Origin of the sequence: Rothia endophytica, assembly GCF_928381505.1 — a bacterium.
In the GTDB taxonomy this organism is placed as follows: domain Bacteria; phylum Actinomycetota; class Actinomycetes; order Actinomycetales; family Micrococcaceae; genus Rothia; species Rothia endophytica_A.
Window position 1 is genome coordinate 109,251 of the sequence record NZ_CAKMSJ010000006.1, and the last position, 19,688, is coordinate 128,938.

Annotated in this window: 15 protein-coding genes; 6 read left to right on the top strand and 9 right to left on the bottom strand. The window is 57.5% G+C overall.

The genetic code is table 11. The features are described 5' to 3' along the window. Nucleotides 1-74: 74 nt before the first annotated feature. From L6990_RS08560 to L6990_RS08570, 3 genes are all read right to left on the bottom strand, one after another. Nucleotides 75-1,160, bottom strand: coding sequence for an App1 family protein (locus L6990_RS08560; RefSeq protein ID WP_237203701.1), 1,086 nt, complete (start codon nt 1,158-1,160; stop codon nt 75-77). Between the two features lie 143 nt (nt 1,161-1,303). After that, complete coding sequence (locus L6990_RS08565; protein WP_237203702.1) at nt 1,304-1,729, bottom strand: hypothetical protein; 426 nt, start codon at nt 1,727-1,729, stop codon at nt 1,304-1,306. Nucleotides 1,730-1,876: 147 nt separating this feature from the next. Then, nucleotides 1,877-2,968 (bottom strand): 2,3-butanediol dehydrogenase, encoded by a 1,092-nt coding sequence (locus L6990_RS08570; protein WP_237203703.1) that lies wholly within the window; start codon nt 2,966-2,968, stop codon nt 1,877-1,879. Between the two features lie 227 nt (nt 2,969-3,195). On the opposite strand from L6990_RS08570, the gene L6990_RS08575 reads away from it, so the two are divergent. Next, the gene (locus tag L6990_RS08575) at nt 3,196-4,398 is read left to right on the top strand and encodes an MFS transporter (RefSeq protein WP_237203704.1); all 1,203 of its coding nucleotides are present in this window, start codon (nt 3,196-3,198) and stop codon (nt 4,396-4,398) included. A 142-nt stretch (nt 4,399-4,540) separates the two neighbouring features. Here the strand turns inward: L6990_RS08575 and L6990_RS08580 are convergent, their stop codons facing one another. Further along, complete coding sequence (locus L6990_RS08580) at nt 4,541-5,254, bottom strand: DsbA family oxidoreductase (RefSeq protein ID WP_237203705.1); 714 nt, start codon at nt 5,252-5,254, stop codon at nt 4,541-4,543. 220 nt (nt 5,255-5,474) lie between these two features. On the opposite strand from L6990_RS08580, the gene L6990_RS08585 reads away from it, so the two are divergent. From L6990_RS08585 to L6990_RS08595, 3 genes are all read left to right on the top strand, one after another. Continuing rightward, on the top strand, nt 5,475-5,945 hold the full coding sequence (locus L6990_RS08585; RefSeq protein WP_237203706.1) for a DUF3817 domain-containing protein: 471 nt from the start codon (nt 5,475-5,477) through the stop codon (nt 5,943-5,945). 151 nt (nt 5,946-6,096) lie between these two features. Next, complete coding sequence (locus tag L6990_RS08590; RefSeq protein ID WP_237203707.1) at nt 6,097-6,753, top strand: LysE family transporter; 657 nt, start codon at nt 6,097-6,099, stop codon at nt 6,751-6,753. A gap of 238 nt (nt 6,754-6,991) precedes the next feature. After that, on the top strand, nt 6,992-7,843 hold the full coding sequence (locus L6990_RS08595; protein ID WP_237203708.1) for a phosphotransferase: 852 nt from the start codon (nt 6,992-6,994) through the stop codon (nt 7,841-7,843). A 17-nt stretch (nt 7,844-7,860) separates the two neighbouring features. On the opposite strand, the gene L6990_RS08600 is transcribed toward L6990_RS08595, so the two are convergent. Both L6990_RS08600 and L6990_RS08605 read right to left on the bottom strand, forming a co-directional pair. After that, nucleotides 7,861-8,460: a GNAT family N-acetyltransferase gene (locus tag L6990_RS08600; RefSeq protein WP_237203709.1), complete on the bottom strand. Its 600-nt coding sequence runs from the start codon at nt 8,458-8,460 to the stop codon at nt 7,861-7,863. A 140-nt stretch (nt 8,461-8,600) separates the two neighbouring features. Continuing rightward, entirely contained in the window at nt 8,601-9,143 is a 543-nt protein-coding gene (locus L6990_RS08605) for a GNAT family N-acetyltransferase (protein ID WP_237203710.1), read from the bottom strand. Between the two features lie 86 nt (nt 9,144-9,229). Between L6990_RS08605 and L6990_RS08610 the strand changes: the two genes are divergently transcribed. After that, nucleotides 9,230-9,589, top strand: coding sequence for a hypothetical protein (locus tag L6990_RS08610; RefSeq protein WP_237203711.1), 360 nt, complete (start codon nt 9,230-9,232; stop codon nt 9,587-9,589). Between the two features lie 269 nt (nt 9,590-9,858). After that, nucleotides 9,859-10,107, top strand: coding sequence for a hypothetical protein (locus L6990_RS08615; RefSeq protein WP_237203712.1), 249 nt, complete (start codon nt 9,859-9,861; stop codon nt 10,105-10,107). An 89-nt stretch (nt 10,108-10,196) separates the two neighbouring features. Here the strand turns inward: L6990_RS08615 and L6990_RS08620 are convergent, their stop codons facing one another. Genes L6990_RS08620 through L6990_RS08630 form a run of 3 tightly spaced genes read right to left on the bottom strand, consistent with a single transcriptional unit; the run spans nt 10,197 to nt 19,655 of the window. Then, nucleotides 10,197-14,657, bottom strand: a complete 4,461-nt coding sequence (locus L6990_RS08620; protein ID WP_237203713.1) for a hypothetical protein — start codon at nt 14,655-14,657, stop codon at nt 10,197-10,199. 37 nt (nt 14,658-14,694) lie between these two features. Continuing rightward, nucleotides 14,695-17,700, bottom strand: coding sequence for a restriction endonuclease (locus tag L6990_RS08625; RefSeq protein WP_237203714.1), 3,006 nt, complete (start codon nt 17,698-17,700; stop codon nt 14,695-14,697). A gap of 2 nt (nt 17,701-17,702) precedes the next feature. After that, complete coding sequence (locus tag L6990_RS08630; RefSeq protein WP_237203715.1) at nt 17,703-19,655, bottom strand: site-specific DNA-methyltransferase; 1,953 nt, start codon at nt 19,653-19,655, stop codon at nt 17,703-17,705. Between the last annotated feature and the right edge of the window lie 33 nt (nt 19,656-19,688).

Genomic DNA, 19,688 nt, shown 5'->3' on the forward strand with positions numbered 1-19,688 from the left:
CGCCGGCCCGGGCGGTAGCCGCTGTGGGCTGCTTCTGGGGCCGGCGTCCTGAGATAGGACTGAGGTGTGTGACTCTAAACTAGACCGCGCTCTTTGAGCTGCTCGTAGAGGGCAGTGCCGTCGTTGCCTTCAAGCCAGAGCGCTCCCTTGGTGATTTCCTGGGCGCGTTTGTCACCCCAGACACGACCAGAGGAAAGCACCGATTCACCAAAAGTGAGGTTGCGAATCAAAATCGCTTTAACATTGTGAGGGTAGCGCACCGCGAACCCATTATAAATTTCGGGGTCATGCTGACCGTCATCACCAATAAGGATCCATGTGATGTGGGGAAATTCAGCCGCCAGTCGCTTGAGGGTGCTGACCTTGTGTTGCTGGCCAGATCGAAACCAGCGGTCTGGTGTGGGGCCCCAGTCAGTGAGCAAGAAGGTTCCCTTGGGGTAGCCATTGCGGTGCAGGAAACGGCGCAGAGTGGGCGCAACATTCCACGCACCCGTCGAAAGGTACATGAAGGGGGCTGAGGGGTAGGTGCAGTGCAGGCGATCCATCATGACTGCCATGCCGGGCGTAGCGCTGCGTGCATGCTCGTTGAGCACAAAGGAGTTCCATGCTGCCAGTAATGGCCGGGGAAGTGCGGTGTTCATGACGGTATCATCGACATCGCAGATAATTCCAATTTGCTGGTCTTTTGGAACAATATAAACGCTGGTTTGGGCTGGGTGTCCGCCATCAGTACGCATGGTGACATTGTGCATACCGGGTTCGAGCTGCTGCTCGAGACGGACGTCCACGACCCCGCCGCGGTCCGCCTGAACTTCGTGGGTAACCCCTTCAATTTCAACGGTAATCTTTGCATATGAAATTGCCACAGAAGTGAAGGAGCGCCAGCCTCGCACCGGCTCAACGGCAGGATCGCCTTTTTCAACGGAGTCAAAAAATTCTTCAAAGAGATCGGTTTTGTAGAGCACCCGCCCCAGCACGCGTACCCAGCCATCGCTACCGTAGCCCACGCTGGGCACAATGACCGGCTCAAGCTGGTTCCGCTCCGCTCTGCGCTCACGGTGAGCGTGGATTCTATTACCGATACGGAAACCCATATTAACAGCTTCGCCTGCTGCCTCTCGGGCTATGTTCATGAATTCGTGTGCGCCTGAAGTGCTCATAATCCTTATTTTTTCATACTCTACGCCCTAACACGCCACGGTAGAACAGTGGCGGCGCAAGATAGAGGTTGAGTTAAGACAAGGGGTGGGCATCTACCGGTGATGCCCACCCCTGGGGTGCGTCTTGGTGTGGAGCTTGCTCGCTAGTCGACGTTCAGCACGCAGGATGCGCTGCCGGTGCCTTCAGCTTCAGTGGAGTGCAGTGGGTGGGTGAGACCGGTGCCCTTAAGACCGCAGGCTACCTCAGCGTTGGGGTCTTCTGCTTCAACGGAGATACGAATCTGAGAGTCGGAGAGGTCAGTCAGGTCATCTGCGGTGAGCTTGTAGAAAGCTTCGCCGGTAAATTCAGCAGTGTTGCCGTCAAAAGATATTTGATCCTGGTAAACAGTGACCTTGGCGGGTGCTTCATTGCCCTCCAGCGATGCCATTACCTCAAAGGTGATGTCGTCACGGCCACCCCAGTCGCTAATTTCTTCGATGCCCATGCCGGGAACAACGGTCTGAGCGCAGCCTGCTAGAAGAGCGGACGCCGCGAGGGCGGTTGCGAGGGTAACTTTTTTCTTTGCCATACATAAAAATATAGCGTGCTCCCAGGTTCTGGGGGTAATGCTACGCCGGTGTTTGTGACAGTTTGTGCGTAAAACTGTAGCTATAGAGCAAACAAGCGCCACCGACGTCTAAGGTCGGTGGCGCTTAGAGTAAGACTCCCCTTTTAGTTACTGGTGACCAGCGAGAAGCTCGGGGTCGGTAGTAACCAGGATCTTGACAGCCGTCTCGTTGCGGTTGATGAGGGTGTCAAACCCTTCGTCCACGAGATGGTCGACCAAAATTTTTCCGGTGATAAACGGTTTGAGGTTGATTTTGCCTGATTCCACAAGCTTGATGGTTTCAGGATGATTGTTAACGTAGGCGATAGTGCCGCGTAGGTCTACTTCTTTGAGGACAAGTTTCTGCATGTCCAAGCTGGCAGGTTTGCCCCAGATAGAGACCACAACAATGACACCCTGAGGCTTGATGGCATCGAAGAGGGTATCAAGAACGACATTGACGGAGGTGCATTCAAAGGCGAGATCAGCACCTTTGCCGTCGGTAAGCTTTTTAACTTCTTCGGGGACAACTACTTCAGTCGGTGAGAGCGCGTAATCGGCTACCCCTGAGTCGAGTGCTTTTTGGCGGCGCAGGCTTGAGATTTCACTGATGATAACTGTTGCGCCCTGAGCCTTGAGGACGGCAGCAGTGAGTAGTCCGATAGGGCCGGCTCCACCGACAAGAGCAACGTCGCCTTCATTGACTCCGCCAGCGCGTTCCACGGCGTGGTAGCCAACAGAAAGAGGTTCGATAAGGGCTGCTTCATCGAGCGGGAGGTCTTTAGAGATCTTATGAACCCAACGACGTTTGACAGCAATTTTTTCGGCAAGCCCGCCACCGTGCCCGGCGAGGCCGATGAAGTTCATATTTTCTGAGAGGTGGTAATCCTTTGAGGTGGGGCCGGTATCAACGCTCTCATCGATGATGTAGGGTTCGACTACTACGTGGTCTCCAACCTCGAGGTCAGTCACGCCTGAACCCAGTGCTGCAACGACACCCGAGAATTCGTGCCCCAGAGTAACTGGAGCGGTTTCTCCGGAGATGGGGTGTGGGGTGGTGTGAGTGGGGCAGAAGATGGGGCCTTCGAGATATTCGTGAAGGTCGGTGCCGCAGATTCCACACCAAGCGACGCTGATGAGCACTTCTCCTTCGGCGGGTGTAGGTTCTTCTATTTCTTCGATGCGGATGTCGTTACGGTCGTAGAAACGTGCTGCCTTCATAATTTTTAACCTTAGATAGTTCTTGGTGCGGGTGCACGATTGCTGTTCACCCGCTGATATAAGTTTATTTCTTCTTAGTGTGAGCTGTACTACCGCGCCCTGTTTATTTCCCGTCCTTTCTCTAACTGCGAACCGCTCTTGCACCTATATCGACGGTAGAAGCGGGTGATGAGTATTTACGGATTAGGCGGGTCATATAATCGGAAGGGTTGAAAGGTTGTGATCCGGTGAGTCGAGCGTTTGTAGTGTGGTTGGTGGCGGTTTCCGTTTACCTGGTGGCAATCACCGGGCGAACGTCCTTTGGTGTCTCAGGCGTTTTCGCGCTGGAACGCTTTGATGTAGGTGCCTCGCAACTTGCCGTCTTCACGTCCTTGCAGGTGGGTGTCTATGCGCTGTCACAGATTGTGATGGGCCTTCTCATTGACCGCTTCGGCCCCCGCCGGCTCATGTCAATAGGTGCCGTCATCATGGCATGCGGGCAAATTCTTCTGGGCATCACCACCTCCTACTCTGTAGCTCTGGGCGCCAGAGCCCTTATTGGGGTGGGCGATGCCACCGCTTTTCTTTCCCTCATGAGGCTAATCCCCGAGTGGTTCTCCCTCAAAAGGGCTCCACTTATTGCCCAAACATCAGCAGCTATTGGGCAACTGGGCCAATTTTTGTCAGCTATTCCCTTTCTTTCACTCCTTAAGGTGCAGGGATGGACGGTGGCCTTCGTATCGCTGGGCTCAGTGGGTATTCTCGTCGGTTTAGTCGCCTGGGTAGCGCTGCGGGACTCACCGCGTCAGCCCCTCACCACGCCCATCCCCTTAGGCTCCTTTTCAGCGCGTCTAGGGTCGGTGCTGAAGTCACCGGTCTGTTGGCAAGCTTTCTTCGTGCACTGGATGGGCTTGGTGCCGTTGATCGTTTTCACCCTTATTTGGGGTGTACCCATGATGACGTTGGGGCTGGGTCTATCGGCTCAGACCGCAGGTATGGCACTGGTGCTCTGCACCGCGGTCAATATTTTCTCTGGCCCGCTTCTGGGAGCCATCTCCCCCGGGTTCGGTGCCAAACGTGAGTACGCGGCAATTACCATGTCTGGTTTGATCGTGCTGAGCTTCTTGGTCTTCTTCCAGGCAGGCGGAGCCTTCTGGCTGCTGCTGGTAGCTGTTGCTCTGCTGGGTATGTTCGTCCCAGCATCCAACTATGGTTTTGACACCGTGCGCGAGCGCTTATCGCCGGGTGTTTTGGCGGCTGGTACTGGGTTGGCGAATATGGGTGGTTTTACTGCGGGTATGGTGGCTGCGCAGTTGATGGGTGTGTGGTTGGAGCGTTCTGGGGAGTTTTCTTTGGTGTCTTTTGGGCAGGCTTGGTTGGCTGTTCCGTTGGTGTGGTTGCTTGGTTTGGTGGGTTTTGTGGTGAGCCGCCGGGCGATGGTGAAAGGCTAAGTTTGGTTGTCATAGCATATAGCCCCTGCCAGTTAGCAGGGGCTGTGTGCTGTAGTGAGCCTGCGGGTGAGCCGTTCTTTGGTGTTCAGTGGTCTATGTTGAGAGGCGGTTGGGTGCAGGTGGGGGTGTTAGCGGGAGGAGGTTAGCAGCCGTCGGGGCCACAGCTTGCTCCGCCTTCTGCTCCGGGGACGGTGAGCAGCATGGGTTTGGGTTCTGCAGGGTGTAGCTGCTCCCAGACCTGGCGCAGGCCACCGAGAATAAAGTCAACGGGTTGGGCACCGTTGATGGCCCACTTGCCTTCAATGAGGAAGAAGGGCACACCGCTGATGCCGTAGTTACGGGCTTGGTTTTCGTCAGCGCGCACGGCATCTGCGTAGAGTTCGGTGGTGAGCACTTCTTCTACCTCAGGTGCAGGCAGACCTAGACCCAGGGCAATCTCGCGGATGACGGCGGGGTCAGCTACCGATTTGCCGTCGGTAAAGTAGGCGGTCTTGAAGGCTTGTTGGGCTTCACCGGCTTTTCCGTGCGCAGCCGCAAGATGGATCATGCGGTGGGCGTCAAAGGTGTTTCCGTACTGGGCTTTTTGCCAGTTGAAGGTTAGTCCGACGGCTTGGGCTCGGGCGGCGATGTCTCGTTGGGATGCTTCTGACTGCTCCAGGCTAATACCGTATTTGCGGGCAACAGCCTCAGCCAGCGTCCCCTCGACCCTTGCCGGCGCTGTTGGGTCTAGCTCAAAAGAACGCCAGATAATCTCAACAGCATCGCGGTGTTCAAACTGCTCCAGGGCAAGTTCGAGGTGGCGTTTGCCAATGAGGCAGAAGGGGCAAACAATGTCGGACCAGATTTCAATCTTCATGGAAACACTTTTCTTTCTAGGTAAATTTTCTAGGGTGAATAACTAGTCAGGGCCCTACTTTATTCCAGCAGGAACACCACGCTGTATCCTTCCGGGTAAGAACTATGGTGGTGCCCTGCTCCAGGCTCAGAGCACCAAAGTAAGCGCTGATGGGGTTGGTATGTGTTGAGGGTGAGCCGGTACAGTGGTGGTGCAACGGTTTTCTACCCCGGACGGAACTATGTCCCCTTCATCGTCACCCACCCCGCACCAGCTCTTTGGTTTCTTCGCAGCTGCCGAGATGGTTACCTGGGCTGGTCTGATCGCCGCTATTGTCAGCAGGGCGATTGGTCTTGCTGATTTCGTTTCTCTTGCCGGCGGTCTGCACGGCTTCATTTTTCTGAGTTACGCCACCGTCACGGTCTTCGTCTGGGTTAATCAGAAGTGGAAGCCTGCTCTAGGCATCATGGGCGTACTGCTAGCCATTGTGCCTTTTGCAACCGTGCCCTATGAAATTTTTCTTAAGAAGCGCGGCCTTTTGGACGGCGGGTGGCGCCTTGCCCCCGGCGGTCAGTCACCGCGCACCCTGGTAGAAAAGGTTCAGGCTTGGGTGCTTCGTCACCCCCTACTGGCAATTATTTTGTTGCTTGCTTTTGTGGTGGCTCTTTACCTTACTCTGCTGTGGTTGGGCCCGCCCATCCCCAAGAACTAGTCCCTGTGTCTCATTCCTCTCAATGGTTAGAACCCGGCGCCCAATGTGGTGCCGGGTTATTGCTATCGGGGAGCAAGCACCACCAGCTGTATTCTCAGTAGCTGGTCAGCATATTTCCGCTGCGGCAGCCCCAACCCTAGGATTGTTGTCTATGACCCTCACCCTCTGGCTTTCTCTCGTGGCCGCCTGCCTTGTCATCAGTTTGACGCCGGGAGCCGGTGCGGTCAATACCATGACGACCTCCCTGCTCTACGGCTGGAGGTGTTCATTCTTTACGGTGCTGGGGCAACAGCTAGCATTACTGACACAAATCGCTATTGTGGCTGCCGGGCTGGGGGTCATCGTTGCCCAGTCACCTATCCTTTTTGACGTCATCCGGTACGGCGGCGCCGCTTATCTGGTCTACCTGGGTATTCGTATGATGCTGGCAAAAGTAGAACCAACCCGGGACGCCACACCCGCGCAGGTTGAGGGTGCAAGCAAGAGGGCACCCAAGCGTCCCGGTTCGCCGCTTTCACTGGTGAACCGCGGCTTTTGGGTCAATATGTCTAACCCTAAGGCTATTGTTTTTATTCTGGCTTTCATGCCGCAGTTCATCCGCCCGGATCAGCCGCAGCTACCCCAATATATGATGCTGGCGACCACCATGATTGTTATTGACATCGTGGTCATGTGGGGCGGTTTTGCGGTGGTGGCAAAATCGCTAACCCGGCTCTCTCACTCGGTGCGCGGGCAGCGAGCGCTCAACCTGGTCTTTGGTTCCCTCTTCATCCTGGTAGCGGCCATCATGGTGCTGGCAGGTCACTAGAGGCGGTCAAGATATGCGGCAAGAGGCTCACTTCCGCCAGGACTGGTGGAGCAAAGGTGAATGAACCGACACGTTAGTCTTCGCTATGCTCCACAGCGACAGGTAACCGCCCCAACAAGCAGTCGTTGCCCCAGTGAAAAAGCACGATGGTTGCCATGCTTATTAGCCTCCTGGCCGTTACTGCCACCGAGGCTAAATATACTGTCTTGTAGAGCTCATCAGACAGATTAGGTTTAAGATGCCACAGGTAAAGCAGCAGAATCTGGCTCGCCATCAGATTTTAGAAGTAGCGAACGCGGTTGCTCCCGGGCAGAAGGTTCAAGAAATCGTTGAAACCGGCACCAGTTCAGTGATTGTGCTGACGCAAGACCTGGCTATACGTATAGCTCGTGACGAGATAACTGCCCAGGAACTAAAACGGACCCAGCGTCTCGTTGATGAGCTGCCAGAATTCTCTTTCCAAATACCGCGGTCTGCAGCAGACATCCTAGATGAAGGTGACATAGTTGCCGTTCCCACCGTCCGGCTTACGGGTAGCCCACACGCCCCTGGATCAGGTGACCCCAGGGCACTGAAAACCGTACTTGATGAAATTCAGGGTGTAGAAACCAGCGGACTCAAAAGTTATCTTGCCGAGCCCCATGTCTTCTGTGGAGGTCGTCAGTGGTTGGACGTTCTAGAAGAGATAGTTCCTTTGCTGGACGCTGGGGCGCAAGACCCAGCCTTGGAAATTATTCATCAGCTCAAAAGCCAAGAATCAAAACTCACATCAGCTGATTTAGGCTTCACTCACGGCGATTTGGCCGGCTCTAATATGCTGTTCGCCGGTGAACAGGTGACAGCGGTACTCGACTGGGATTTAGCATCGGTATCTGACCCGGCTGATGATGTGGCCAGCCTGGCTAACTGGCATGGGTGGCAGCTTCTCCCCCAGCTAGCCAGCCCACAGCTAGCTGACCGTGCTGAAATTCTGCGTCGGTCTCACCCGCTCCAGGCTGTCGCATTTGCCTATCTACATGGATGGTCAGAGGAAGAACTAACTATTGAAGCCCAAAGAGCCTCTGAACGCATCATCAATAATGCGTGTTGATAGCTTTCTAGATGAACTCAGGCGCCAAGGCGGCTGAGTAGTCCCGCTTTTACCTGGGGCCATTCGTCGGTCAGGATGCTGAAGATGAGGGTGCTATCCCAGCTGCCATCCGCCATCCTTCTGTTGCGGCGCAGCTCCCCCTCAAGAGCTGCCCCCAACTTACTGACGGCTGCAGCTGACCGGGAGTTGATTCCCGCCACCTCAAATTCAACCCTCGAAAACCCGTGTTCGAAGGCCCAGGAGAGCAGGGTGTATTTAGTGTCAGGGTTGACTGTGCTGCCCCAGACCTCCGGCGCATAGGCGGTATAGCCGATGGCCAGACTCTCGGTAGCTGGGTTGAGCTTATATAAGGACGTGGTGCCGACCAGCTCCCCCTTATAGCGCACAAGGTAGCTCCGCCCACCTTTCAACCAGGGGCAGTAGTCGACAAAGAACTTTACGTATTCTTCGGGCGAGATAGGCAGGGCAGCAATACCTCCGGCGTGCCCACCGGCAAAGACCTCCGGTACGCACAGCTTTGGGGCAACCTCATACAACCCATCAAGCGATAGAGGCTCAAGGGTTACATATTTTCCCTCAAGACTTTCGGTGGGGTGGGGAAACACTAACTCCGGCATGGTGCCCTCCGTGCTAACTAATCGTGCCCGTCTGAGCTGCGGGACTCACCCCAACTATGTCATACAACCACGTAGCTCATAGTAAAAATGTCCGTTCAAAGAACCAATGCTCTAGAGACTAAGGTTCGTAGCAACCAGGTTTACTGGGGATCGTCGTCCCAGGGAACAGGGGTAGTAAATCCTGTTTCCCAGTCGCGGCGCAAGATTGCGTAGACAACCGATGTAACAGCTCCGCCGCCTGCCACAGGCCAGGCTTCACGGTAATGGGCTTCTTTAACCCAACCAGCTCGAACAAAAGTTTTCCGCATCGGGACGTTATCTTCGCGGGTTTGCCCTTCAAAGCGAGCAAATCGGGGGTTATTCTCAAAGACCCATTCGGTGAGCGCTAGCAGTACGTCTTTGCCGAAGCCCTTACCGCGATGCTCCTCGGCTAGCCGCAGGTCAAAAAGCGGTGTTGGGTCTTCTAAGTCTTCAAGACGCACAAAACCAACCCGCCCCAGCGTCCGGTGCAGAATCCAGTAGGAGTCATTCTCTTCATCCCGGTAAGCCCCTGCCTCGATAGCTTGTCTAATGTCTTCCGCCGTTGGATGAGGGTTCACGTGATAGGGCCAAGGCTGGGCTGTCATGAAGTCGATGAGCTCTTGCGCTTCAGCTACGGGGTCAATACGTTCAAAAGTAAACATCTGCTTCCTTACAGTAGTTCTTAGTGAAGCCTATCGTGAGGAAAGAGACTTCGGTAGCATCAAAGAAAATTCTAAAAACTTAGCGTGTGGAAACTTCTTGTATCCTCAAGCCCGGTGGGCGCTTTCTCACCCAGCAAGTGCACGGCCTTGAGGTCCCAGAATTTCAGGACTGGTTTGGCAGCGAGCCCCAGTACCCTCACGTCACCGCAGAAAACTATTGCTCAGATCTAGAGGTAGCAGGTCTGGAGATTACGACGGTTGAGGACTGGTCGGGCCGTATGACCTTCAAGGACGCCGAAGCGCTAGTAACCTATCTGGAGTTGGTGCCCTGGGACGTCCCCGAGGATTTCACCGTAGATACGCATGCAGATGCGCTGCTACATTTGGACTCAGCGCCCATCACCGTCACCCAGCGCCGCTTCAGAGCCTACGCAGCTAAAGCTTAGGCGCTTGAACCATAAGAAACTCAGCCTTAAACAAAAAACACCCTCACACTTAGTGTGAGGGCATTTGCTCTGTGGGGCTCCTAAAGACTTACTGCAATCGAAACGGGACAACCCGTCAAATCGATGGTCTGGTCGAAGAGGCCAGGGGTCAGATCGGAGGCGTAGCCCCGCAACGCACCCCTCGGTCTCCGCGACCCGCACGGGCAGGCAAGCAGTTGCCTGCTGAGACGGAGCGCGCCATCGTCGCCGAGTACAAAGCAGGGCAGACGATGAAACAGATTGCTGCGCGTCACGGCATCCACCGCGTCACCGTCAGCGAAGTGCTCGACCGCACAGGCACAGCCAAGCGACCACGAGGCATGAACGCCACCCAGGTGTCGCTCGCCGCCAAGCTGTATGAATCCGGAGAGTCACTGGCAACCGTCGGGGCCCAGCTCGGCTTCAACGCTACGACGGTCCGTATCGCGCTCATGGGTGTCGGTGTTCGGATGCGCGACCCGCATGGCCGCCTCCGCTGAGGCGCTTCGCTACTCAGCCGCCTCGGCGATGATCCGCGCCGCTTCAAATGTCACCTACTCGCCCAGCAGACCCCGAGCCTGACCTGGGATCACTGTCGTTCGGCAGCCGAAATCGCATCATCGACACCGTAGACACCGATCTCAAGCATGCTGTCCAGAACGTCTAGCAATGCACCACGATGCTCCTTGTCGCGGGACTGTGCAAGGCCACGGACTACGAGCTGACTGATGTAACGCGCATCTCCAGCCGCGCCAGTCCGGAGATCGCTTGCTTCAGCTCCAAAAAAAGATAGGAAGCGTCGGGCGACCCGCAAAACAAGCTCGTCGACTTTGTCTGGTGTGTGCTGCAACGTAATCAGCAGCTGCGGTGTCGTGTGTTCATACGCAGGCGAGTCGATAAGTGCCTCGAGCAGATCGGAGAACTGACGAAGCGGCTGGTCATGTAGGTGCGCTGCTAGTTCCGCTACGGCTTCTCGTACTTCGAGCTCTTCGTCAAGCATCAGGCGCTTCAGGGTGGAGCTTGCGAGCTGGACGTTCGACGTTCGGTCGATGCGATTCGCGCAGACCTTGGCAGCGCCCTTCCGTGTGCCTGTGTCGCCTGCTAGTGCGCACGTCATCAGTTCATTGCGGCCCCATTCAAGGGCGGCGAACGCAGCGAGTCTTCCGCCCTCCTCGCGAGCTTCCGCGTCTGACGAACTGAGCATTCGCTCAATGACTGGCACGATGATCGCGGAGTCGACGTCGCCTATGTAGAGCATCAGTTGCTGGACAAGGTTAGTCGCCAGGATCCGATCATCGGTGTCGATCAGTCGATGGAAGGCCGCCACGGCTTCCGGTCGTGCGTGCCGAAGGGAGGCCGCCACGGTGTACGCAACCGACGTTCGGACGAAGATGACGGGATCGCTTGCCAATGAACCAAGATGAGGTCTAACGAGCGCAGTCCGATCACCATCTGCGTCGTAGACGAGCAGGTCGCCCAGAGCTTTAGCCAAGCTCCCCCTCGCAGTATTGATGGAGTTCTGTCGCATATCCGCAGCACCTCTGCCATCGTCTCCGTCGCGCGTGAAGATTGGAGTGTCATCTTTAGGATCGGAAGAGTGCAGGGCGCGATCGAGGATCAACTCGACCAGGTCGAGCGGAACCTCACGGTAATACCGACGAAGTGCACCGCCGAGCCACCGGTCGACGTCCTCATGACCAAGCGCAGCGATGTGCCGAACCGCGTCGTACACGAGCGGTGCCGCCTCTACTGAATGTTCCGCGTCCGCAAGGCCCATCAGCACGGCGTCAGCGTAGGCCGCGTTGAGCTCCGAGGTCAGCCGCAGCGCAAACCGCGCGAATCGAACTGGATTTGTGGCAACCTGAGCGCGAAGGACATGCGACAATTCGCGCGCGCCTCCTGTGAAACTACCCCAGTCAGTTTCGTCGGAGGCATATCGACTCATGGCTCGTAGCCATTGATCGTCACTCATCTTGCTTGCCGCATCCGAGGCGATCGGAGAACCTATTATCCCGCCGACAATTCCACGTGGTTTGGACGGCACCGTTTCGTTGAACTTCCGCCGATATTCCGCGAGCTTTCGAACGCCTGTAGGGCTCAGCCGCGCTTCTTCCATCGCCGAGAGGAACGTGAATGCTGAGCGGCCCAAGCTACGTTGCGTCTCGTAAGGATTACGCAAGTCCCGAACCAGGATCTCCAACTCTTCATGGGCCTTGTCACTTACAAGCGGCGCGACTGCGTGAAGAAGCTCACGCGCAACCCAGCGCGGGTCCGACATGTAGCCGCAATCAAGGCGCGCACCTCCGACCAGTAGAAGACTCGCCGCCCAGTCCGCAAAATTGGCGCTTCCCGAAGTGAGCGCACGGTAAAGCAAGAATTGCGCTCCATCGTGCGGGTCTCCCGCAAGCGCGTCGAGCAACGGGCGTATTTCGTCTGGCTTGGTGACCGCTACGACTTCGAGCGCACTGAGTGATCCAGCGAACAGCGCATCGTCCAAGTCGCGATCGTGCAGGTTGTCCGGTTCTATGCGGGGGCAGAAGTGTCGGTCAGGAATCGGGTTATCCGGGCGCGGTTCGTAAGCCGTCGCGGCCATGACCCGCAGGAGATAGGGCACGACAGTCTGGGCAAACGCGAGGGGTTCGGCAGTGGCAGCTTCGCGGACCAGTTCAGATGCACTGTAGTCGTGGAGCTTAAGGAGGCCAACGCTGCCATCATCGGTGAGCTGAAGACCCTCGGGATGATCGGTAATGCGCGCCTGAATCAGCTCGATCGCCCAGAGAGGCTCGTGTTTCGCGAGGTCATGAACGGTCAGCCACAGTTCACTCCCAGCATCATCGAATCCCCCAGCTCGGACTGCTTCGAGCAACTCATCGAACAGCTCGCGGCTGCGGTGTGCGTCAGCCCGCCCAACTGTCCATCGCACCCAATCGAGGTACTGCGGCGTTGACCGACGCGCGTGCAAGAGTCGGGCAACCCTGGCTGGCTCATCCTTGGTGCCGCTGAGCATCAGATTGAGAGCGCGCGCTTGTAGCGCCGGGTCACCACCATCAAGCCACGCGTCGACATGGCCGTCCTCGTGGAATTGTCTAAACCACGGCGCCCGGCGTGTGTTCAGCCATAGCTGCTCGGCGATACTCGGCGCAATTTTGACTAGCTGGAGGATGACCTCAGTGTCCTCCTTGGTGGGAGCGCTGAGGTTGGAGAGCACGGCAAGTACTGTCTGCTTGATATGAAAACGCACTCGAGCGCTCGCGAGAACTGCCGTCACCTCACGTCGAAAGCGATCGGGGTCACGTTCTGACAGGTGCTGCAAGATCTGCCGAACCTGCGCACGACGAAACAGTTCCTGCTCATCGTGAAGCAAGAAGTCCACCAACGACCCCGATCGTGATCCCCACTGACGGGCGAAGGCATAGTCGAAGAAGGTCTCGTGGAAGAACGCGATTCGGTCGCCGTCGCGTGCCAGTACATGCTCTGAGATGAGCACGTTGGCATCCTCGATCAGGTCATCCTCGTCCAGAAGTTCTGCTGGGATGGATAACGTCTGCCGACTACTCGCTTCTTTTGCGACACGAGCGACTACTTCGTTGAATCGCACTTGGCTCCGTCGCGCACGCGACGCCTGTCGCTTTCGATCCCAGTACGCTTCGAAAAGGGAGCCCCTTGATTGAAACGCCAAGGCTCCAGCTTGGCCAGCGATCGTCTTGAGAAGGACGAGGTGCATCGGCGTCTGCAAGATTGATCTTTGAGAAGTCGACAGCTGCGTCGAATCGAGCCCCATCTTCATCACCGCAGCTTCGACCGTAACGTCGGGTAGGAGGCCGATAGAGATCGTTGCCGTGTCGCTTTTGCCCGCCAACGATCGAATCCGATGATCGTTCTCGATGTCGAATGCGCGACAGGCAAGAACCACTTTGACGCCAGTTAGGGAAAGCGCCTCGCCGATGAGATCGACAATGACATCGAACCTCTCCGGCATACGTCCTGAAGCGAGGCTGACGGCGTCGAGCTGGTCGATGACTAGGTATGCATCTCGACCTTCAGCCGCCAACGCCAGCGCTGCTGCAGGCGAAGTCTCCAGCCCTAGCTGCCTACCGAGCTCCGTTGTCGAGGCGAATGCGTCAAGTCGGTCGAGCCGGATGGCGAGCACCTCCGCACCGGTCGCCTCGAGCAGTTCAACAGCCTGTTGCAACACGGAGCTCTTACCGCCTCCGGCAGATCCAGCCACGAAGCTCGTTCGGTGGGAGTCAAGTGTCTCTACTAGCTGCGACGCCTCGACGCGCTCAATGCGAGGCTCGAGCAGCTCCCGCTTGACGGAATCGCGCCAACTCTTTGAGGCTTGGCGCACTTGTTCACGAGCGTTGCTGCGAGTGGAGGCTTCAATAGGAACGATTCCGCGCAGAGCGAGTGATGCCAGCAGGTCGGTTCGAGTCAGCGTCGTTCCGAGGTTATCGAGAAGAATATCTCCGATGGCGAGCGCAATCATATGTCCGTCCGCGCCGCTGAGCTGGTTTGCCGCAAGCATTGCGTTCGTCTGGATCATGTCGCGCTCGTCTTGAACGGAGAACCACATGCCTCGCAAGGTTTCCCACGCGCTTTGCGAGCCGCCGAGGATTCCTTCGGCAGTCAGCTGGTCGAAGAAGGGACGAAGTTCAGCGGTGAGCTGCGAGTGCGTGAATTGTGCTAAGTCTGATGAACGACGCGCGCGCTCCGCGAGCTCTTGAAGAGGACGGCAAGGTACGAGAGAGACGAAATGGTACTCGCGACCTGCAGCAACATGTCCTGCAGCCGCATCGAATACTTTAAGATCGGCGAGAGCCTTCACGGTCCAACTATTACTGTTTCCATTTTGCCGCTTTAGCTGGTGGACTTCAGTTGTCGCACTGCTCCGATAGGTGAACTCCGAACCCCTGCCGATATCGGCGTCTAGCTCTTCAAGTGTGAACGAGTTCTCATTGTCGATGATGCAGAAAAGCGCATGCCGTATCGCCCAGGCTGCTTCATACCTGTTACCGAGCTTGTCGGCTTCGCCGCCCGGCCTTGGACTCATGCCAGCTCCCAAACGGGGACGGCCCGAACATGGCCTGTCACACCCGCCACTTTCCCGGAACCGACACCGCGTAGTCCGGCACGCCGATCGCCTCGAAGTGCTGCTGCGCGGACTTGATCTTGGCGTTCTCCGTGGGGCGGCGCTTGATCTCGTCCTCGGTGCTCTTCGTCTCGCGGATCATGTAGACGCGCTCCTCACCGTCCTCGTGCTTCACGATCGCCCAGTCAGGGTTGTACGGCCCGACCGGGGTGTCGATCTTGAACCTATCCGGCAGCTTCATGAAGAACTTGATGTCCTCACGGCCGTCGAGCAGTTCCGCGAACTGGCGCTCGGGGTCAGAGTCGTAAACGACGTAGTCGAAGGTCGACTTGTCCGCGTTCTCCAGCTTGTACATCTGGTCGAGGAAGCGTTCCTTCTCCTCCTCGCCGTCCTTGCGCAGCTCACGCAGCTCGTACACGGAGCCTGCGATCTTCTCGTACTGCACGCCATCGACAACGAGCTTCGCCAGCTCGGCCTGCATGAGGCGCTTCGCCATGGCGATGAAGTCGTTCGGGTTCGCGATGAACTCGCCCAGCCGGCCGCTGCCGACAAGGACGTCGACGATGGTCTTGCGGGTGAGGGAAGTGGCCTCCTGCAGCTCTCCGATGATGTCGGGCAGGTCGTAGCTGCCTCGGAGCTCCTGCTGACGTGACCCGAGTTCCTGGCCCTTCGCGCCACCGCGAAGCACCTTCACGCCCGCGCGGGTGACCTGGATGCGCAGCGGGTCGATGTCCGGTGCTTCCTTGATCGCTCTGACCGATTTCTCGATGATCTTGTCGCGCTCCACCTCGACGCGGTACGTCGTGCGTCGGCTGATCGTCTCCCAGAACTTCTCAAACTCGGGGTTCGCGAACAGCTCCTTGTTGAGCTTGCGCGAGTGCCGCTTGCTCTTCGGCTTCACGTACTTGCCGATGTTGGCGCGGCCGACCAGCTCGATGACGAACGGCTCAGCCCATATGAAGTCGACGGGCATGTTGAGGCTGAAGTCGAGCGTCTTCGGCTGGAACTTCGGCTGCACGGCGCCATCCTTGTCAATGAACTTCTGCGCGAGCAGGTGCTCCCAGATCGACACGGAGCCCTCGTAGCCGAGGTTCTCGTCGGTGAGTGAACCGTCAGGGTTCTGCAGCGGGATCTTCGAGAACTCTGCCTTGCGCACGCGCCCGATCTCGACGCCCGCGTCCTTGTACTCCTTTTGGAGCGCATCAGCGAACTGCTTGTACGACTCGTTCGCCACCACAGTCAGCGTCGCAATGCCACGATCGGCCACGCGCTCATAGCCACCCGCGCTCTTGGCGACAGGCAGGCGCAGACCACGGCCGAGCGTCTGGCGTCGCTCCGTCTCGGCGCCCATCTCACGTAGCGTGCAGATCTGGAAGACGTTCGGGTTGTCCCAGCCCTCGCGCAGGGCAGAGTGGCTGAACACGAACCTAGTCGGCTCGTTCTCGTCGAGCAGGCGCTCCTTCTGCTGCATGATCAGCTCGTATGCGTCGTCATCGGCCTTCGTGGTGCCGGACGTGTCCTGGAACTTGTCCGCCGCGCCCTTCTTGCCCTTGAGGACAGAGAAGTAGCCGCGACGCAGCTCAGCCGGGTCCTGCGGAAGCAGCTCCTGCCACTGCGGTGACTTGGCACGCTCTTCACGGAACAGCTCGTCGAACCACTGCACGAACTGGCCGTTCGCATCGTTGTTGTTCGAGCCGTCACCGAGGAAGCTCTCCACCTTGTCGATGAAGAACAGGCTGAGCACCTTAATGCCCTTGGCGCGCAACTGCGTTTCCTTGCGCAGGTGCTCTTTGATCGTCTCTCGGATCATCTCCTTGTAAATCGCGCCCGACGATCCGCCGATGCTCTCGCCCTGATACAGATAGCCGTGCAGCGTTAGGTCGACGTATGCGGGTTCGATGCTCATCTCGTTGACGCGCCAGCCGTCGTAATTCGCGTTGTTCGTCAGGCGAGGATTGGACAGCTCCTGGTTCTGCTTGACGTTCACCACGCGCCGTTCGAGCGAACCGTCGGCCTTGCGGCAGGAAAGCTCCAGCCGCGCAATCCAGCCCTTGTCGTTCTTGACCTCGACCAGCTTGATGTACGGAGTCGCGTCCGCACCCTGCTGCTGCACGTCCGCCACCACGATCTGCTTCACCAGACCGAGATCGTGCGCGTCGACCGGATCGAGCCGGTAAACGACGTTCCGGAGCTTCTTGTGCGTCGCGCTGTAACGCAACGTAAACACGGGGTCGAGTTCGCTCACGGCCGACTGGGAGAGCAGGGACTCCATGTTCTGCGGCTCGTCCATGATGACGACCGGGTGCGTCGCCTTCAGGTAGTCGATCGGCTTGAGACCGTTCAGCTTGTCCCGCGTCTGATGAATGATTCGTGTGTTCTTGTCACCGCGAAGCGAAGCGATCGTCATCACCATGATTTGCACGTTGGTCGAGGTCGCGAACGACTGCACCTCCTCGGCCGTCTTACCGCTGTAGACCGATGAGTCGAAGGTGATGTTGCGCTTCTTGTACAGGTCCTCGAAGTGCGAGCGCATGAGCCGGATGCTCGTGTTCACGCCCTCCCGGATCGCGACGCTCGGCACCAGGATGATGAACTTCGTGAAATTGTACTGTGCGGCCAGCTCGAAGATGGTGCGGAGGTACACGTACGTCTTACCTGTACCCGTCTCCATCTCGATATCGAAGTCGAGCGCAGAGTCGTCGAAGAGCTTCGCGGCGACCTCGAGGCCGTTCTTGTCCTGTACGCGCTGCAGGTTCGCGAGCACCGTGTCGCGGTCGAGCACCAGGCGGTTACCGACGGCGCCGACCTCCTGCGAGAGGTCGAGGTCGAGCGTCGTGTCATCGCTTGAGTTGACAGCGGCTACCTGGCCGCGCAGGGTCGTCTCGAGCTTCTCGGCATCCTTCGGCTGACCGTCGAACAGGTCGACGACCGACTTGATCGCGTCGAGCTGGTAGGGCTGACTGGCGTCGAACTTGAATCCGCTACTCGCTGTGTTGTCTCCCATGATCAGGCCGTCCAGAGCTCGATGCCCTTGCTCTTGCAGAGCTGGGCAAGGTTGGTCTTCAACTGATCGTCACCCTGGAAGGCATCGTCAAGGAGGATCAGACGGGCAGGGTCTTCATTCACGACAGAGCGCAGCTGCTCGAGTGTCGGCTTGACGTGCTCGTTCAGGTAGACGAGCACGATGCCGTCACCGACCGAGCGCAGGTCGAGGCCGGCTACCTCAACCGACGCGATCTGCTCGGTCAGGGAGTAGCCCTGCTTGAGGAGAACCTCCGTGAGAAGATCGTCCGCCGACGCGTCATCAGCGCTGCTCGACTCACGCAGATCGAAGAGGTGCTGCTCGAGTTCGGTCCGGTCAACATCGCTCGAGACCTTCCACTTCGAGAAGTTGGTGTCCGCCAAGCGATAACTCCGGAAGCCTACATCCACGCGGTCAGCCGCGTCCGTCTGAAGCTGGTCGCGGCGAGAACTGGACACCGCCTCCGCTGCGGCGGCAATGCGCCGACGCGCAAGGTCTGCAATGGTCGCTCCGCTTCCGCCTTCCACGGGCTCCGGGAGCTGCACCTGAAGATGCACACGGTTCCCACCGTCGCGAAGGTTCGCCGCCATGACCGCGTGCGCAGTAGTTGCCGAGCCAGAGAAGAAATCGAGTACAACAGCCTCCTCCTTGGGCTTTGTGAAAACAGACACGAGGTACTCGATCAGCCCGACTGGCTTCGGGTAGGAGAACTTGAGCCCCCATGACGCCAGAAGCGAGCTGTTCTGCTTCGTTGTGCCCAGGTTTCGTAGAACCGACAGCACATGCCCTTGCTCATCGGAGCGACGCTTCATCATGTAGATCGCACCCGTGTCGCGCAACTCGAACCAGGTTTCGCGGCCCTCGCCGTCCTCGATCGGTACACACCCATTGCGGATGAAGAGATCAAGCAGGTTGCGTGAGCTCCAGCCGCTACGGACTCGAGCAGGTGCGGAAACGCTACCCTCCGCCACCACGACCTCATCGAGGACGTGAGGAAATGCGTCGTCTCGCTTCGCGATAGCACCGGAGGTGAAATTAGCTGGGAATCCGATGGGAAGCTCAACAGTCGATGCCGGGTTTGCTGGACCATTCTTCGTAATCGAGTTCTCGATCACGTCCTTGAATAGCTTGCTATCTTCTGTTATGTTCGGGTCGATCACCGAAGGGCGCGCAAACTTGGACGCATTCCTTGCATAGGCGAGAACGTACTCGTGGACACCTTTCACCTTGCTCTGTTGGTCAACATTTCCTTCGTTGAGCCAAACGAACTGTGAAATCAAGTTCGACTCCCCGAAGACTTCGTCGCACAAACGACGTAGCTGCGCCTGTTCGACGTCGTTGATCGAAATCAGAATGACGCCGTCTTCAGTGAGCAGGTTCCGCGCGAGCTTCAGTCTCGGATACATCATGCTAAGCCAGGCCGAGTGATACTGCGGGTTCTCAGCAGAATTCTTAGCATTCGAGCTCTTCGGCTTACCATCTTCACTGAGCTGGCCCGTGTACTCCAGATATGTTTGGAGTCCCTCACGGTAGTTGTCAGGGTAGACGAAGTCCTTGCCGGTGTTGTACGGCGGATCGATGTAGATCAGGTTGATCTTGGCGTGGTAGTGCTTCTGCAGGATCTTCAGCACCTCGAGGTTGTCACCCTCGATGAACACGTTCTTGGTGGTGTCCCAGTCCTTCGAGTTCTCGAAGTCGGGGCGCAGCGTCGCCGTGGTCGGCTCCTGCGCTGCACGCAGGGCACGCTTCTTACCCGGCCAGAACAGACCGAACCGCTCACTGCTGTCGGCAGCGTCGCCGTCCAACAGTTCCTTGAGCTTCTCCACGTCCACCTTGCCGTCGGTAATGACCTCGGGCATCAGCTCAGCAAGCTGGGCCGCCAGCTCGGTCTGGAAGTTCGGGGTGGTGGATGGTGTTTCGTGGACTTCTTCGCTCATCGGGTATTTCTCTTTCCTCAGTTTAACAATTTC

What these genes read in the sequence shown, in the direction of transcription:
- L6990_RS08560 (WP_237203701.1), bottom strand. Translation starts at nt 1,160, where the DNA reads ATGAGCACTTCAGGCGCACACGAATTCATGAACATAGCCCGAGAGGCA.
- L6990_RS08565 (WP_237203702.1), bottom strand. Translation starts at nt 1,729, where the DNA reads ATGGCAAAGAAAAAAGTTACCCTCGCAACCGCCCTCGCGGCGTCCGCT.
- L6990_RS08570 (WP_237203703.1), bottom strand. Translation starts at nt 2,968, where the DNA reads ATGAAGGCAGCACGTTTCTACGACCGTAACGACATCCGCATCGAAGAA.
- L6990_RS08580 (WP_237203705.1), bottom strand. Translation starts at nt 5,254, where the DNA reads ATGAAGATTGAAATCTGGTCCGACATTGTTTGCCCCTTCTGCCTCATT.
- L6990_RS08585 (WP_237203706.1), top strand. Translation starts at nt 5,475, where the DNA reads ATGTCCCCTTCATCGTCACCCACCCCGCACCAGCTCTTTGGTTTCTTC.
- L6990_RS08590 (WP_237203707.1), top strand. Translation starts at nt 6,097, where the DNA reads ATGACCCTCACCCTCTGGCTTTCTCTCGTGGCCGCCTGCCTTGTCATC.
- L6990_RS08595 (WP_237203708.1), top strand. Translation starts at nt 6,992, where the DNA reads ATGCCACAGGTAAAGCAGCAGAATCTGGCTCGCCATCAGATTTTAGAA.
- L6990_RS08600 (WP_237203709.1), bottom strand. Translation starts at nt 8,460, where the DNA reads ATGCCGGAGTTAGTGTTTCCCCACCCCACCGAAAGTCTTGAGGGAAAA.
- L6990_RS08605 (WP_237203710.1), bottom strand. Translation starts at nt 9,143, where the DNA reads ATGTTTACTTTTGAACGTATTGACCCCGTAGCTGAAGCGCAAGAGCTC.
- L6990_RS08615 (WP_237203712.1), top strand. Translation starts at nt 9,859, where the DNA reads ATGAAACAGATTGCTGCGCGTCACGGCATCCACCGCGTCACCGTCAGC.
- L6990_RS08620 (WP_237203713.1), bottom strand. Translation starts at nt 14,657, where the DNA reads ATGAGTCCAAGGCCGGGCGGCGAAGCCGACAAGCTCGGTAACAGGTAT.
- L6990_RS08625 (WP_237203714.1), bottom strand. Translation starts at nt 17,700, where the DNA reads ATGGGAGACAACACAGCGAGTAGCGGATTCAAGTTCGACGCCAGTCAG.
- L6990_RS08630 (WP_237203715.1), bottom strand. Translation starts at nt 19,655, where the DNA reads ATGAGCGAAGAAGTCCACGAAACACCATCCACCACCCCGAACTTCCAG.